This is a genomic window from Hymenobacter terricola (assembly GCF_017921975.2).
GTDB classification, from domain to species: Bacteria; Bacteroidota; Bacteroidia; order Cytophagales; family Hymenobacteraceae; genus Hymenobacter; species Hymenobacter terricola.
The window spans coordinates 385,959-398,927 of the sequence record NZ_JAGEMO020000007.1 but is presented as its reverse complement, the minus strand read 5'-3'; the positions used below and the strand labels follow the sequence as shown (position 1 = coordinate 398,927).

Annotated in this window: 14 protein-coding genes; 4 read left to right on the top strand and 10 right to left on the bottom strand. The window is 61.4% G+C overall.

The genetic code is table 11. The features are described 5' to 3' along the window. From J4G38_RS08425 to J4G38_RS08405, 5 genes are all read right to left on the bottom strand, one after another. Positions 1–315: LLM class flavin-dependent oxidoreductase (locus tag J4G38_RS08425; protein WP_226163288.1), on the bottom strand; the 315-nt coding region annotated here is incomplete at its 3' end. A 167-nt stretch (positions 316–482) separates the two neighbouring features. Then, positions 483–944, bottom strand: a complete 462-nt coding sequence (tnpA, locus tag J4G38_RS08420) for an IS200/IS605 family transposase (RefSeq protein ID WP_210513621.1) — start codon at positions 942–944, stop codon at positions 483–485. A 232-nt stretch (positions 945–1,176) separates the two neighbouring features. Beyond that, positions 1,177–3,408 carry a prolyl oligopeptidase family serine peptidase gene (locus J4G38_RS08415; protein ID WP_226163287.1) on the bottom strand — a complete coding sequence of 744 codons (2,232 nt, stop codon included), beginning with the start codon at positions 3,406–3,408 and terminating at the stop codon, positions 1,177–1,179. Positions 3,409–3,552: 144 nt separating this feature from the next. Further along, positions 3,553–4,653: a hypothetical protein gene (locus J4G38_RS08410; RefSeq protein WP_210513622.1), complete on the bottom strand. Its 1,101-nt coding sequence runs from the start codon at positions 4,651–4,653 to the stop codon at positions 3,553–3,555. A gap of 95 nt (positions 4,654–4,748) precedes the next feature. Further along, entirely contained in the window at positions 4,749–5,750 is a 1,002-nt protein-coding gene (locus J4G38_RS08405) for a sugar phosphate nucleotidyltransferase (RefSeq protein WP_210513623.1), read from the bottom strand. 185 nt (positions 5,751–5,935) lie between these two features. On the opposite strand from J4G38_RS08405, the gene J4G38_RS08400 reads away from it, so the two are divergent. From J4G38_RS08400 to J4G38_RS08390, 3 genes are all read left to right on the top strand, one after another. Beyond that, positions 5,936–6,514 carry a LemA family protein gene (locus tag J4G38_RS08400; RefSeq protein ID WP_210513624.1) on the top strand — a complete coding sequence of 193 codons (579 nt, stop codon included), beginning with the start codon at positions 5,936–5,938 and terminating at the stop codon, positions 6,512–6,514. 120 nt (positions 6,515–6,634) lie between these two features. Further along, positions 6,635–7,093, top strand: a complete 459-nt coding sequence (locus J4G38_RS08395; RefSeq protein WP_210513625.1) for a TPM domain-containing protein — start codon at positions 6,635–6,637, stop codon at positions 7,091–7,093. Then, the gene (locus J4G38_RS08390) at positions 7,090–7,947 is read left to right on the top strand and encodes a TPM domain-containing protein (protein ID WP_210513626.1); all 858 of its coding nucleotides are present in this window, start codon (positions 7,090–7,092) and stop codon (positions 7,945–7,947) included. The genes J4G38_RS08395 and J4G38_RS08390 overlap by 4 nt, the downstream gene beginning before the upstream one ends. A 75-nt stretch (positions 7,948–8,022) precedes the next feature. On the opposite strand, the gene J4G38_RS08385 is transcribed toward J4G38_RS08390, so the two are convergent. Further along, positions 8,023–8,619 (bottom strand): DUF1684 domain-containing protein, encoded by a 597-nt coding sequence (locus tag J4G38_RS08385; RefSeq protein WP_226163285.1) that lies wholly within the window; start codon positions 8,617–8,619, stop codon positions 8,023–8,025. A gap of 176 nt (positions 8,620–8,795) precedes the next feature. On the opposite strand from J4G38_RS08385, the gene J4G38_RS08380 reads away from it, so the two are divergent. Further along, positions 8,796–8,975 carry a hypothetical protein gene (locus tag J4G38_RS08380; RefSeq protein WP_210513628.1) on the top strand — a complete coding sequence of 60 codons (180 nt, stop codon included), beginning with the start codon at positions 8,796–8,798 and terminating at the stop codon, positions 8,973–8,975. Positions 8,976–9,141: 166 nt separating this feature from the next. Here the strand turns inward: J4G38_RS08380 and J4G38_RS08375 are convergent, their stop codons facing one another. The 4 genes from J4G38_RS08375 to J4G38_RS08360 form a co-directional block, all read right to left on the bottom strand. After that, positions 9,142–9,816 (bottom strand): sterol desaturase family protein, encoded by a 675-nt coding sequence (locus J4G38_RS08375; protein ID WP_210513629.1) that lies wholly within the window; start codon positions 9,814–9,816, stop codon positions 9,142–9,144. A 54-nt stretch (positions 9,817–9,870) separates the two neighbouring features. After that, positions 9,871–10,401 carry a shikimate kinase gene (locus tag J4G38_RS08370; protein ID WP_210513630.1) on the bottom strand — a complete coding sequence of 177 codons (531 nt, stop codon included), beginning with the start codon at positions 10,399–10,401 and terminating at the stop codon, positions 9,871–9,873. A gap of 116 nt (positions 10,402–10,517) precedes the next feature. After that, complete coding sequence (locus J4G38_RS08365) at positions 10,518–11,576, bottom strand: ABC transporter permease (protein ID WP_210513631.1); 1,059 nt, start codon at positions 11,574–11,576, stop codon at positions 10,518–10,520. 168 nt (positions 11,577–11,744) lie between these two features. Next, on the bottom strand, positions 11,745–12,914 hold the full coding sequence (locus tag J4G38_RS08360; RefSeq protein ID WP_226163283.1) for a BT_3928 family protein: 1,170 nt from the start codon (positions 12,912–12,914) through the stop codon (positions 11,745–11,747). Positions 12,915–12,969 lie beyond the last annotated feature (55 nt).

Below are 12,969 nucleotides of genomic sequence, written 5' to 3'. Positions count from 1 at the left end.
CCGGCCATTGGAAATGAGGTCCACCGTGGCGAAATTCTGGAACGTGCGCACGGGGTCGACGGAGCTGAGGACGGTGACGGCGCTGGACAAGCGGATGCGCTTGGTGATGGCCGCCACGGCGGCGAGAATGACTTCGGGAGCCGAGATGATGAAGTCGGGGCGGTGGTGCTCGCCGAGGGCGAAGACGTCGAGGCCGGTTTCATCGGCCAGCCTGGCCATGGCCAGGAGTTCCTGCATTCGTTGCGCGGCGGCGTGGTCCCGGCCGGCGACATGGGCCGGCTCTATTTCACCGAAGGAGCTAATTCCAATTTGCATATGAGGTGGACAAGGCGATAATGAAAAACCAGCAGGAAAGCACCGGCGGGGCCAAATGGTTTGGATTCGAAAGGCAATCCATTAGCCGCAAAGTGGCGCCACGTTGGTAGTATGAAGTAGCAATTGTGGTTTAGAGCCGCGAAGCGGCGGCACATTGAATAGCGTCTTTAGTCAACTTCGTCCACCAGAAAACGCGGGTCGTATTGAATACCAAACCGGTCGAGCAACGCCTGATATTCTTCCCGAAACGTTCGGGTGGCATGGTGTAGCTGCTGATGTTGGATATAGCGAATAACCTGGTCGAGGTGGGAGGCGGAGTAGGAAAATGCGCCGTACCCACGCTGCCAGGCAAATTTGCCCACGACCCAATTTTGTTCGTTGATGAAGCGTGAGGCGTTGGCTTTGATGTCGCGCACTACATCCGCCAGTGCCTTTTCGGGACGGAGCCCGATGAGGATGTGCAGATGGTCGGGCATTCCGTTGATGGCCAGAACCTTTTGGCCTTTGTTGGTGATAGTGCCAGTGACGTATTGGTTGAGTTGTTCCTGATGTTTTGCGGGAATCAGGTTGGTTCGGCCCGACACTGCGAATACTATCTGGATATGCAGTTGGGTGTAGGTGCCGGCCATTGTTCTTGGGCAGATTGTGAGGAAAGCTGTGTCGCCGCTTTGCGGCTCAAAATCGTTCTGCTGTGAGATTACTACCAACGTGTCGCCGCTTTGCGGCTAAATGATGGCGTAGGCGATGACGTACTTGAAAGTACTTCTTACAGCCGCAAAGCGGCGACACGTTGGTAGACTTGCGCGCGCCTTACCAGAATTAAGCCGCAAAGCGGCGGCACCTGGTTACAATCCGATTCCCTTACTTCACCTCCGGCGTCACGCCCATGTTCGCATAGCAGAAGCTCCACACGTCGGCCCACTCGTCAATCTGGAGCTTGGTGCTTTTGCCCGCGCCGTGGCCGGCGTTTACGTCGACCCTGATTAACGTGGGGTTGGGGCCGGCGTTGGCGGCTTGCAGGGCGGCGGCGAACTTGAAGGAGTGGGCAGGTACCACGCGGTCGTCGTGGTCGGCGGTGGTGATGAGGGTGGCGGGGTAGGCAGTGTTGGGCTTGAGGTTGTGCAGGGGCGAGAACTGCCGCAGGTTTTCAAACTGCGCCTTGTCGGCCGAGGTGCCGTACTCGGGGGCCCAGTTCCAGCCAATGGTGAAGGTTTGGTAGCGCAGCATGTCCATCACGCCCACGGCGGGCAGGGCCACTTTGCACAGGTCGGGGCGCTGCGTCATGGTGGCGCCCACCAGCAGGCCGCCGTTCGAGCCGCCCGCGATGGCGAGGTGGTCGTAGTCGGTGTACTTGTTGGTTTTCAGGTACTCGGCGGCCGCGATGAAGTCGTCGAACACGTTTTGTTTGCGTGGGGTCATGCCGGCCTGGTGCCAGGCTTCGCCGTATTCGCCGCCGCCGCGCAGGTTGGGGATGGCCAGCACGCCGCCGTTTTCAAGCCACAGCATGCGCGCCACCGAAAAGCCCGGCGTGAGCGAGATATTGAAGCCGCCGTAGGCGTAGAGGTAGGTCGGGTTCTGGCCGTTCAGCACCACGCCTTTTTTGTGGACGATGAACATGGGGATTTTCGTGCCGTCCTTGCTCGGGTAGAATACCTGCGTGGTCACGTAATCCTGCGGGTTTACGTCCACTTTCGGGGCGCGGAACACGGTGCTGGTGTTGGTGGCCAGGTCGTACTTGTAAATGGTGGTGGGGTAGGTGAACGAGGTGAAGGCGTAGTACACCGCTTTGGCATCGCGCCGGCCGCCGAAGCCGCTGGCCGTGCCAATGGCGGGCAGTTTCACGTCGTGCTGGAACTGGCCCAGCTCCGAATATACCTTGATTTGCGAGCTGGCATCGTGCAGGTAATCGGCAATGAGGCGGCCGCCCACCTGGGTCACGTTTTCGAGCTTGTTCTTGCTTTCGGGCAGCACGTCGTGCCAGTTGGCTTCCTGCGGCTTCTTGGGGTCGATGCGGACGACGCGGTAATTCGGGGCCTTGTAGTTGGTGTACACCAGCACCTCGCCGCCCACGTTGCCGATGACGTTGTTGTTGTGCTCGTAGCTGGCAATGAGCGTGGTCCAGGTTTTGGCCTGCTTCGGGTCGGTGAGGTCGCGCACCAGCAGCTGGTTGCCATCGGCCTTGCCATCGGTGAGGCTCAGGACCAGGAACCGCTCGTCCTCGGTGGCGGTGGCGAAGCGGAAGCCCAGGGGCATTTTGGGGTTTTCGTACACCAACTGGTCGGCCGATTGCGGCGTGTTCAGCTGGTGGAAATAGACTTTGTGGTATTCGTTTTTGCCCGACAGGTTGTTCTCGCCCGCCTTGGGCGCGTCGTAGCGGCCGTAGTAGAAGCCGGTCTTCGTCCACGACGTGCCGGAGACTTTCACCCAGTTCAACTCCTCGGGCAACAGCTTATTCGTGGTCAGGTCCAGGATGTGCACCTGGTGCCAGTCGGAGCCGCCGCTGCTGGTGGCGTAGGCCAGGTAGCGGTGGTCGTTGCTGAACTCGGTGCCGGCCAGGGCGGTAGTGCCGTCGGCTGAGAACTTGTTGGGGTCGAGCAGGATTTGCGGCTCGGCGGTGCCGCGCTGGCGGTATACCACGGCCTGGTTCTGCAGGCCGTCGTTCTTGCTGAATACCAGCTCCGAACCAACCTGTTCGGGCACGCCGTAGCGCTCGTAGTTCCAGATTTTGGTGAGGCGCTCCCGGATTTTATCCCGAAACGGAATCTGATTCAAATAGCCAAACGTCACCTCGTTCTCGGCCGTGACCCAGGACTTGGTTTCGGGCGAGTCGAGGGCTTCGAGCCAGCGATAGGGGTCGGCGACTTTCACGCCGAAATAGGTGTCGGTGAAGTCAGTTTTGCGGGATTCTGGATATTTCACGGGGGGCGGAGCAAGAAGGGCGAGACCGGTGAGGTGGTGAGGCTCACCGGTCTCGGCGGTGGTCATTTCGGTGATAGTCTGGTGGCGCGGCAGCGTGTTGCGGTCGGCCGGGGCAGTGGCGCGGCAGGCGGTGGCGGCTGCCAGCAGGGAGAGGAAGGGTAGGGCAGCTTTCATATGGTTGGAAAAATGGGAGAGGGGAGGGACGGGGAAGAACGTCATGAAACGAGCAGCGAAGCTGTAGCGCGGACTTTGTAGTCCGCGTCCCCGCGCCGTCAGGTTGACTTTATCGGCGCAGGGACACGGCCTACAAAGTCCGCGCTACGGTACATCATCGGCAATCGGCTTCACCGAGTCATCAGGTGCCGCATTCGCAGCGGGGGGGGCTTCCGGCTCATCCTTTTCGGCGGTAACGGTAGGCTGGGCTACCACTGTGGCCACCAGCTCCGGCAGATTGGCCCGCAGCCAGCGCAGTTCCTCGTCCACCCGCTGGCTCACCAGCCGCTCTACTTCCAGGCGCTGGGCGTGGCTGAGCTGGTCGGAAACTGCCGGGGCGGGCGTGGCGCTGGTGTCGGAAGTGGCGGCGGCCAGTACCAGGGCTTCGGCGCGCTTCACGCGGGCTGCGGAGTCGGCTACGGCGGCGGCGGTTTCGGTGGCGGCGGCCTGGGCGGTGGTGGCGGCCTGCCTGGCCGTGAGGGTTTCGCGGCGCTGCTGGCGGCGCCACTGGCCCAGCGTGATGCGCAGCATGATGTACAGCACCAGGCTCAGAATGCTCAGAATAAGCGCCAGCGGGGCCGCAAAGCGGTTGAGCAGGCTGCCGGGGCCGGTAGCGGGCAGGGCCGCTGAAGTGCCGGCCGCATCGCGCTCGGCCGCGGCTTGCGCTTCCGCCGCTTCGGCGGTGCCGAGAGCGTGGCCGCTGGCCACGGTGGTATCGGCCACTTCGGGCGTCATGGCGGCGGCCACGTCGCCGAGGGGCGTGCCGCTCACCGCGTAGTTGGTCAGAGCGGTTTCGAGGGCGGCCACGCGGGCCATGCGGGCGGGGTCTTTGCGGCGGGCGGGCGAGCCTTTCAGCTTGCTCACAATGGCTTTGGCCAGAGCCGCGAGGCGGGCGGGGTTGTCTTTTTTGCCCTGGTAAATGCGGCTCCTGCCCTCGATGGCCTGATAGAGGAGGCTGTACACGCGCAGGCTATCGGGCCGGATGCTGGCGGCCAGGGCGTTGAGGTTGCCGCCTTCGCAGCGCACGGTGCTTTTAAGGTTGGGCCGGCCGGCGTCGTCGTACACGAAGCGCACGGTGGCGCACCAGATTTGCACCTTGGCCTCGTCGAGCGAAGGCTGGCCGAGGGGCGTTTGGGCACGCAGCGGGCCCACGGGCCCCAGCAACAGGGCAGCCAGCAGCGTGGCCAAAACAAAGCGGAAGGTCATAAGCAGCGCGATTTTACCGGAAAAGTACGGGTTTGAGCGCAACTTATTATTGTTTTGGTACTACGGGTGAAGCCTGGCTTTCGTCTTCTTTGCCATCAGCTATAATCAATCTCCGTGTTGTCGCCGATGTTCAGCGAGTGGTTCATGCCCCGAAAGGAAGCGTCGGAGCCCACGATGCAGTCGTGCATCACGGCCGAGCGCAGCTCGGAGTAGCTGCCGATGATGGAGTCGCTCAGAATGGTGTTTTTGACGATGGTTTTGTCGCCGATGGCCACGTTGGGGCCGATAATGGAATGTGAAATCTGGCAGCCGCGCCCGATGCTGACCGGCGGAATAATCACCGAATCCGGAAATTCGGAGTAGTCGCGGCCTTCCAGGAACTCGGGCTGGTTGAGCAGGCGGGCGTTGGCTTCGAGCAGGGTTTCCTTGCGGCCGCAGTCGAACCAGTTGTCCACCGAGCAAGTCGTCATCACCTCGCCTTCCTCAATGAGGCGCATCAGGGCATCGGTGAGCTGGTATTCGCCGTGGGTGCGCACGTCGGCGTCGCGCAGCCATTCCAGGGCCTCGGCCAGCTTTTCGGGGTAGGCCAGCTTGTAGAGGCCCACCATGGCGTAGTTCGATTTCGGGATTTTGGGTTTTTCCACCACCTTGCTCACCCGGCCGTTGGCCCCGGTTTCCACCAGCCCGAACATGCTGGGGGTTTTCACCTCCTTCACGGCCAGCACCGAGCCGGGCGTGGCCAGCAGGGCGGGCAGGTCCACGTCCACAATGGTGTCGCCGAGCAGGATGAGCACGCCGTCGGTATCGTGGCGGAACTCTTCGCGGGCCAGCCACAAGGCATGGCCGAGGCCCTCGCGGGGCTCCTGCACCACGAAGGTGGCGTTGAGGGTGGGGTAGGTGCGGCGCACGTAGCGCACAATTTTATCGCCGAGGTAGCCCACGATGAACACGAACTCGGTAAGGCCGGCGGCCGTCAGGCGGTCGATAATATGGCCCAGAATGGTGTTGCCGGCCACCGGCACCAGGCTTTTGGGCTGGGTGTGGGTGTGGGGGCGCAGGCGCGAACCAATGCCCGCGACGGGAATTACAGCTTTCATGTAACGAATAAGATGCGAGGACGATAAAGCAGGCGCTAGGCGCAGCTAAGCAGCAAGCTACAACTAGTAGGGCTAAGCTGCGTACTTTGCGCCAAACCCGGTACCAAACCGGGCAGCGGCCCCAGGGTTTGCGGCCGCCCCGAAACTTCGTCACCTCATTACCCTTTCACTTCATCATCCTCCCAATGAAACGCTTTCTTCTCTATTTTGCGGGCCTGGCCCTGTTGCTCACTCAGTCCTCGTGCGGCTACAACGGCATGGTGCAGCGCGACCAGGCCGTGAAAGCCCAGGCCGGCAACGTGCAAAGCGCCTACCAGCGCCGCAACGACCTCATCGGCAACCTGGTGAATACCGTGAAAGGCGCTGCCAAATTTGAGCAGGGTACCCTCACCGCCGTCATCGAAGCGCGCTCCAAAGCCAGCAGCGTGCAGCTGAATGCCAACGACCTGACGCCCGAAAACATCAAGAAATTCCAGGATGCCCAAAGCCAGCTTTCCTCCGGCCTGGGCCGCCTGCTGGCCGTGTCGGAGAACTATCCCGACCTGAAAGCCAACGCCAACTTCCAGGAGCTGCAAGCTCAGATTGAAGGCACCGAAAACCGCATCAACGTGGAGCGCAACAAGTTCAACGCCGTCACCAACGACTACAACACCTTCACCCGCTCGTTCCCCAACAACCTGTTTGCCGGCATGTTCGGCTTCCAGCCCAAGCCTTATTTTGAGGCCGACCCGGCCGCCAGCAAGGCGCCAACCGTTCAATTTTAGAAGAGTTAATCAAAACGTCATGCTGAGCTTGCCGAAGCATCTCTACCGGGTAAGTAAATAGTTACTATTGGGGTAGAGATGCTTCGGCAAGCTCAGCATGACGTTTTTTCCTTACTCAAGATGAAATCCCCCCTCACTCCCGCCCAGGATGCGGCCTTGGTCGCGGCCATCCGGCAGGCCGAAGTCACGACTTCGGGCGAAATCCGGGTTCACCTCGAAGACACCTGCCCCACGCCCGAGCCATTGGACCGGGCCGCCCAGGTATTTGGTGAGCTTAACATGCACAAGACGGCCGCCCGCAACGGCGTGCTGTTTTACCTGGCCTGGAAGAGCCGGCAGTTTGCCGTAATCGGCGATGCGGCCATCAATTCTGCCGTGCCTGACGACTTCTGGGAAACCACCAAAGAAGCTGTGCTGGAGCATTTTCGGGGCGAAAACTACGTGCTGGGCCTGGAGCGCGGCATCAAAATGGTGGGCGAGCAGCTCAAGCGCTACTTCCCCTACAACGCCGCCACCGACCAGAACGAGCTGGACGATGCTATTTCTTTCGGCGGCGACAAACCGTCTTCCGACACATGAAAAATTCCGTGGCTGAAGCCAGGTCGTTACCGCTATTTCGCTCACTAGCCAGCGGCTGGACCGCGGCGGCGCGTCCGTGGTGGCCGCTGCTGCTGGTGCTGCTCTGGCTGCTGCCCGCTACCTGGGCACGCGCCCAAACCATTCCGCCCCGCCCCGACCCGCCGCGGCTGGTGAATGACCTGGCCCACCTCATGCAGCCCGCCGAAGCCGACGCGCTGGAGCAAAAGCTGGTGGCCTACAACGACAGTACGTCTTCGCAAATCGCGGTAGTAACCGTACCCAACCTCGACGGCGACGAAATCGCCGACTACGCCCAAAAGCTGTATGAGGCCTGGGGAATTGGCCGCAAAGGCAAGAACAACGGCATTCTGGTGCTGGTGGCCCAGCAGGAGCACACCGCCCGCATCCAGACCGGCTACGGCCTCGAAGGGGCCGTGCCCGATGCCCTGGCCAAGCGCATCATCAGCAACGTGCTGGTGCCCGCTTTCCGCCAGAATCAATACTACGCCGGCCTCGACCGCGCTACCGACCAGCTCATTGCCCTCGCCAAAGGCGAATACAAAGCCGACCCTGCCGACGCCCAGCCGCAAGGCCGCGACCGCACGGGTTCCGGCATCCCGTTCTGGCTGATTATTGCCGTAATGGTCTTCATCTTCGTCATGCTGCGCAACCGGGGCGGGGGCGGCGGTCGGGGCAACCGGGGCTTCGGCGGCTTCATTCCGCCCATCATCTTTGGCGGTGGCGGCTTTGGTGGTGGGGGCGGTGGCTTCGGAGGGGGTGGAGGAGGAGGTGGTGGCTTCGGCGGCTTTGGCGGCGGCAGCAGCGGCGGCGGCGGTGCCAGCGGCAGCTGGTAGGTTTGAATGATAACAATCCAAAACGTCATGCTGAGCGGAGCCGAAGCATGACGTTTTGGATTGTACGGTGTTGCCTCAGTGGTCGCTCTGCACGCCGGCCGGGATGGCCACCGGCAGCCGGTTTTCGGCGGGTGGCACGGGGCACGAATAGCCGTGGCTGTAAGCGCAGGATGGGTTGTAGGCGCAATTAAAATCGAGCTGCATGAGGGTGGTACCGGCCGGCGGGATGCGCAGGTCGAGGTAGCGGCCGCCGCCGTAGCTGCCGCGCCCGTTGGTGAGGTCGGTGAAGGGCACGAACAGGTAATCTTCCAGGCCGGGGCGCTTCAGCAGCTCCAGGTTTTGATACATGCTCAGGTGCAGCGGCTGCCCGTTCAGCACGAAGCGCAGTTCGCCGTACTTGCGATAGAGCGGCCGCCGGGCGGTGCTGGTTTCAATGGCGAAAGGCTGGGAATTGGAGTCGCACACCAAAGTGGCTGCCACATAGTAGGCGTAGCCGGTGGGGTAAAAGGGCAGGGTGTTGAACGCCGCGCGCTCCTGGTCCGTCAGCGGTGATTCGGCCGGAGAGAGAAATTCTTTGTTCAGATTCTGCTGAAATTCCAGCACGCTTTGGGCGTGGGCAACGGCCGTCAAATGGCCCGCCGCTGGATTTTGGGCGTGCGCCAGTCGGCTCAAAAGGCCTAGAAATAGGGCACGATTCATTCGCCAAAGCTACTCGGCCCTGCCCAGGTGCCCCGAACAAGGGCCGAAAAACGTAAAAGCTTAACCTTTTTCGGGTTGCCTCAGTATCAGCAGCTATTCGGCTGTACTTCGGCTACCGGCCGCTTCTTTCATCCTTTCCCTCCAACACCATGAAACTTTCCCGTATTTCCCTCTTTTTGTTTCTCAGCGTGCTGGCTACTTCGCTAACTGGCTGCGCGGCTATTGCCGATATCTTCAAGGCCGGCGCTTATACGGGCATTATCGCGGTGTTCATCGTGGTGGCGCTGTTGTTCTTCATCGTGAGCAAAATGCGTGGCCCGCGCCCCTAATCAGTTGTCCAAAAGTAGACTGGTTGTTAATTGCTCGTTGTTGGTTGTCAGTATATCAACGGCTGAAAACTATCAACCTAATTAGAGCTTTCTGATTCTTGCTAGATAAAAAAAGCGCGGCCCCATCACTGGGACCGCGCTTTTTTGGTGGAAGGCCGCCGGTTTGCTACTCGCTTTTTTTGCTCGGCATGGTCCCGATGATGTGGTCCCAGAGCGTGCTGCTCACGCCGAAAGCCACTTCGTCCTGCCGGTAGTGGTGCTGGCTGTGGTGCGTCCACCACACTTTCAGAAAGTTTTTGGGTGGCGAGTAGGCGTGAATGGCGTAGTGCACGAACAGGTACATGGCGTAGCCGAACGTGAAGCCCGCCAGCAGCCCAAACGCGTAGGAGCCAAAGCTGAGCCGGAAGATGAAAAACAGCAGCGACGCCACAAATACCGTGATGATGGGCGGCATGGCCAGCCGGGTTTTGTCCTTGGGGTACTCGTGGTGCACGCCGTGCATGGTGTACTGGAACTTGGCCCGGCCCGGCGTGGTGGCCGGAATGTGGTACACGTAGCGGTGCACCAGGTACTCAACCAGCGTGAAAGCCAGCAGCCCGGCCAGGAACAGCCCCAGCGCCGACGCGCCCGACATGAAGCCGTGGGTGAGGCCGTAATACATGCTCAGCAGGGCCGTGGCTGCGAAAATGCCGACTGGCAGGGCAATGTGCGTGTGCGAAAGCCGCTCTAAAACAGGGTTTTTGAACAGCTGGGCCGAGCCTTTGTGCTTGGGGCGCACGGGTGCCGGGGCAGTGGGCTGCGTGGGGAATACGGCCGGTTCTTCGGTGGAGACAGATTGCATAGGGACAACGAACGGCGAACGAATCAATTAACAAAATTACGCGCCCGGCGCTAATCACGCGGCGGGCGGCAGAGTAAAGCCCGCGGCTGCCAGCATCTCCGCCACTGCCGCCGCCGGAGCAGCAGGTTCGGAATGGTGCAGCCCGGCCTGGCGGTAAAACCGGGTTCGGGCCTCCAGGGTTTCGTTAAGCCACTTTTCGGTGGGGCCGGCGGTGGCCAGCAGGGGGCGGCTGGCCGTCTCGGCTGTGGCGGCGAGGCGGCCAGCCAGCACCGGCACCGGCACATCAAGCCAGAGCGTAAGGCCGGTGGCGTGCATCACCGTCAGGTTGTCGTGGAAGCAGGGAGTGCCGCCACCGGTGGCCAGCACCAGCGGTCCCGGCCGGGCGGCCACGTCGCGCAGCACCTCGGCTTCGAGCCGGCGAAAATGGGCTTCGCCGTGCTGCAGGAAAATGGCGGGAATGACCTGGCCGGCCCGCGCCACGATTTCAGCATCCAAATCCAGGAACGGCAGGGCGAAATGAGCGGCCAGGGCGCGGCCCAGCGTGGTTTTGCCCGAGCCCGGCATCCCGATGAGGTATAGTTTCATGTTTTTCATTTAACATTTAACAGCCATTCTGCTGGTGGTAAATGGCTGCTTGTGATATGTGGCCACTTATAAAGGCGCAACGCCCGTCGCGGTGTTAAATGATAAATGTTAATTGACTAGCTGAGTTTTACCCGTGGGTCGAGCACGGCGTAGAGCACGTCGACTGTGATATTAATGAGGACGAATAAAGCGGCTACGAACAGCGTGGCGCCCATTACTACCGGAAAATCGAGGTTTTCGACGGCCCGCAGCGTCACGGTGCCCAGGCCTTTCCAGTTGAAGATGTATTCAATGAAAAACGCGCCGGCCATGAGCGAGGCCAGCCAGCCCGACACGGCCGTCACCACCGGGTTGAGGGCGTTGCGCAGGGCGTGGTGCAGCACGGTGGCGCGCTGGCTCAGGCCCTTGGCGCGGGCCGTGCGGATGTAGTCCTGGCTGAGGACGTCCAACATGCTGGAGCGCGTGAGCTGCGTGATGATGGCCAGCGGCCGGATACCCAGTGCCACGGCCGGCAGCAGCAGGTTGCGCAGCACCAGGTGGCGCTCGCCCGTGAACGGGTCCGTTTCGTAGAGCTGCCCGGTGAGGCTGAGGCCGGTCCAGTGGCTCCAGTAGAAGCCAAACGTGACGGCAATGGCGATGGCGGCCACGAACGACGGCACCGAAATGCCCAGCACCGACGTGCTCACCAACGCCCTATCCAGCCACGACTGAGGCCGCAGCGCTGCCGCCACGCCAAACGCCACGCCGCCCAGACTGGCAATGACCATGGCCGCCAGCGCCAGCCACATGGTGCCGGGGAAATAATCGAGCAGGATGCGCAGCACGTCCTTATTGCTTTGAAAGGAGCGGCGCAGGTAGGGCTTTTTCAGGACCAGGGCCCGGCTGCCCAGCGGCAGCAGCGCGAAACCACCGTAGCGGGCCCGGCCGGCCGAGTCGCGCGGGTGCAGGCCCAGCGGCGACACGTCGTTGAGGTAGCCGACCAGGCGGGTGGGCAGGGGCTGGTCGAGGCCGAGGTCGGCGGTGATGGCGGCTTTGGTGGCCAGGTCGGTGCGCTGGCCGGCCAGCAGGGCGGCGGGGTCGCCGGGCAGCACGTTGAACAGCAAAAACACCGTGCACGCCACGCCCACGAGCACGAGCAGGCCCTGGGCCAGGCGACGGAGAATGAAGGCGAGCACGGATGTTCAGTCGTTAACGGTTAATAAACAGCACGTCATGCTCATCTGGCGTCCGCGCAGCCGAAGCATCTCGCGGGCATGACTAATTCAATCGTCGCAACGATTCTTAATTACTACCACAAGCGAGATGCTTCGGCAAGCTCAGCATGACGTTCAGGAGTTAATCCACTATTCCTTCAGGACTTTTTCTACTTCCCACAGCGCCGGAATGTCGTGGTAGTGGTACTTGGCCTTCACCACGCCGTTGTTGAGCACCATGAGGCCGGGGTTGGAGCGAATCATGGACTTGAGCACGGTGGCATCGGCGAAATAGTAGGCGCCGGCCAGGTTCACATCGTGGCGGAAGGAGTCGAACTTGGCCGCGCTGGTGCTGGTGATGGTGAGGGGCGTGATGCCCCGGCGCGACTTGCCGGCTGCCTCCATCAGTGCGTTGATGGCCAGGAACCGGTCGCGGTCGGTCTTGTTGGTGTTTTGCACGATGAGCACGAGCTTGCTGCCCTTGAGCAGCTCCTGCGTGTAAGACTTGCCGTCCACGTCGGTCACCTCAAAATCGGTGATAACGGGGCTGGAAGCTTTGGAATTCAGGGCTTCCATGGCCTGGTATTTCCAGGTGGTGTCGGTGGGGTATTGGTCAAACTGCTTGGTTTCGCCGTTGCGCGTCATCGTGTAGCGGTAGCGGGCGGCCTCGGCGGGCTTCATCAGCTGGCCGATGTTGTTGCCGACTTTGTAGGGCAGGAAATCGAAATACGGCAAGTGCCCCAGCGCCCGCACCCCAATGCCGATGGCAATGGCCGAGGCAAACGTCATGACCATCACGCCCAGCGTGCCCTTCACAAAGGCGCGGCGCAAAAACCGCTGGTTAAAAAACACCTCGGCCCACAGCAGCAGCAGGAACAGGTCTTTGAAAAACGAGGTCCAGGGCGTCAGCTTGATGAAATCGCCGAAGCAGCCGCAGTCCGTCACCTTGTTGAACGCGGCCGAATAAAACGTCAGAAAAGCGAAAAACACCAGCAGCGTCAGCAGCGCCCACAGGATGACGCGCAGGTGCCAGCGCAGCAGCAGGGCCGTCCCCAGAATGACTTCGAGCGAGCTGAGGATGATGGAAAGAGCCCGGGAAAGGCCTTTGAACCACAGGAAAAACCCGTCCAGACTGGGCACGGATACCGCGAATACCTCGAAGTATTCTTCCAGCTTGAAGGCCGTGCCCACGGGGTCGTTCAGCTTGATGAGGCCGGAAAAAATGAACAGGGCCCCCAGCAAAAACCAGCACACGCGGGTGATGGTGCGCAACGGGTGCGAAGCGGGAGCGGTGGCGGTAACGGAGCTGGGTGCGGACATAAGACAAAGTAAGCCGGTGGCAAACGCGCAGGCAACGCGCAGAGTTGGAGTAAAG

What these genes read in the sequence shown, in the direction of transcription:
- J4G38_RS08380 (WP_210513628.1), top strand. Translation starts at nt 8,796, where the DNA reads ATGAAACTTTCCCGTATTTCCCTCTTTTTGTTTCTCAGCGTGCTGGCT.
- J4G38_RS08400 (WP_210513624.1), top strand. Translation starts at nt 5,936, where the DNA reads ATGAAACGCTTTCTTCTCTATTTTGCGGGCCTGGCCCTGTTGCTCACT.
- tnpA (WP_210513621.1), bottom strand. Translation starts at nt 944, where the DNA reads ATGGCCGGCACCTACACCCAACTGCATATCCAGATAGTATTCGCAGTG.
- J4G38_RS08395 (WP_210513625.1), top strand. Translation starts at nt 6,635, where the DNA reads ATGAAATCCCCCCTCACTCCCGCCCAGGATGCGGCCTTGGTCGCGGCC.
- J4G38_RS08405 (WP_210513623.1), bottom strand. Translation starts at nt 5,750, where the DNA reads ATGAAAGCTGTAATTCCCGTCGCGGGCATTGGTTCGCGCCTGCGCCCC.
- J4G38_RS08390 (WP_210513626.1), top strand. Translation starts at nt 7,090, where the DNA reads ATGAAAAATTCCGTGGCTGAAGCCAGGTCGTTACCGCTATTTCGCTCA.
- J4G38_RS08410 (WP_210513622.1), bottom strand. Translation starts at nt 4,653, where the DNA reads ATGACCTTCCGCTTTGTTTTGGCCACGCTGCTGGCTGCCCTGTTGCTG.
- J4G38_RS08375 (WP_210513629.1), bottom strand. Translation starts at nt 9,816, where the DNA reads ATGCAATCTGTCTCCACCGAAGAACCGGCCGTATTCCCCACGCAGCCC.
- J4G38_RS08360 (WP_226163283.1), bottom strand. Translation starts at nt 12,914, where the DNA reads ATGTCCGCACCCAGCTCCGTTACCGCCACCGCTCCCGCTTCGCACCCG.
- J4G38_RS08415 (WP_226163287.1), bottom strand. Translation starts at nt 3,408, where the DNA reads ATGAAAGCTGCCCTACCCTTCCTCTCCCTGCTGGCAGCCGCCACCGCC.
- J4G38_RS08370 (WP_210513630.1), bottom strand. Translation starts at nt 10,401, where the DNA reads ATGAAACTATACCTCATCGGGATGCCGGGCTCGGGCAAAACCACGCTG.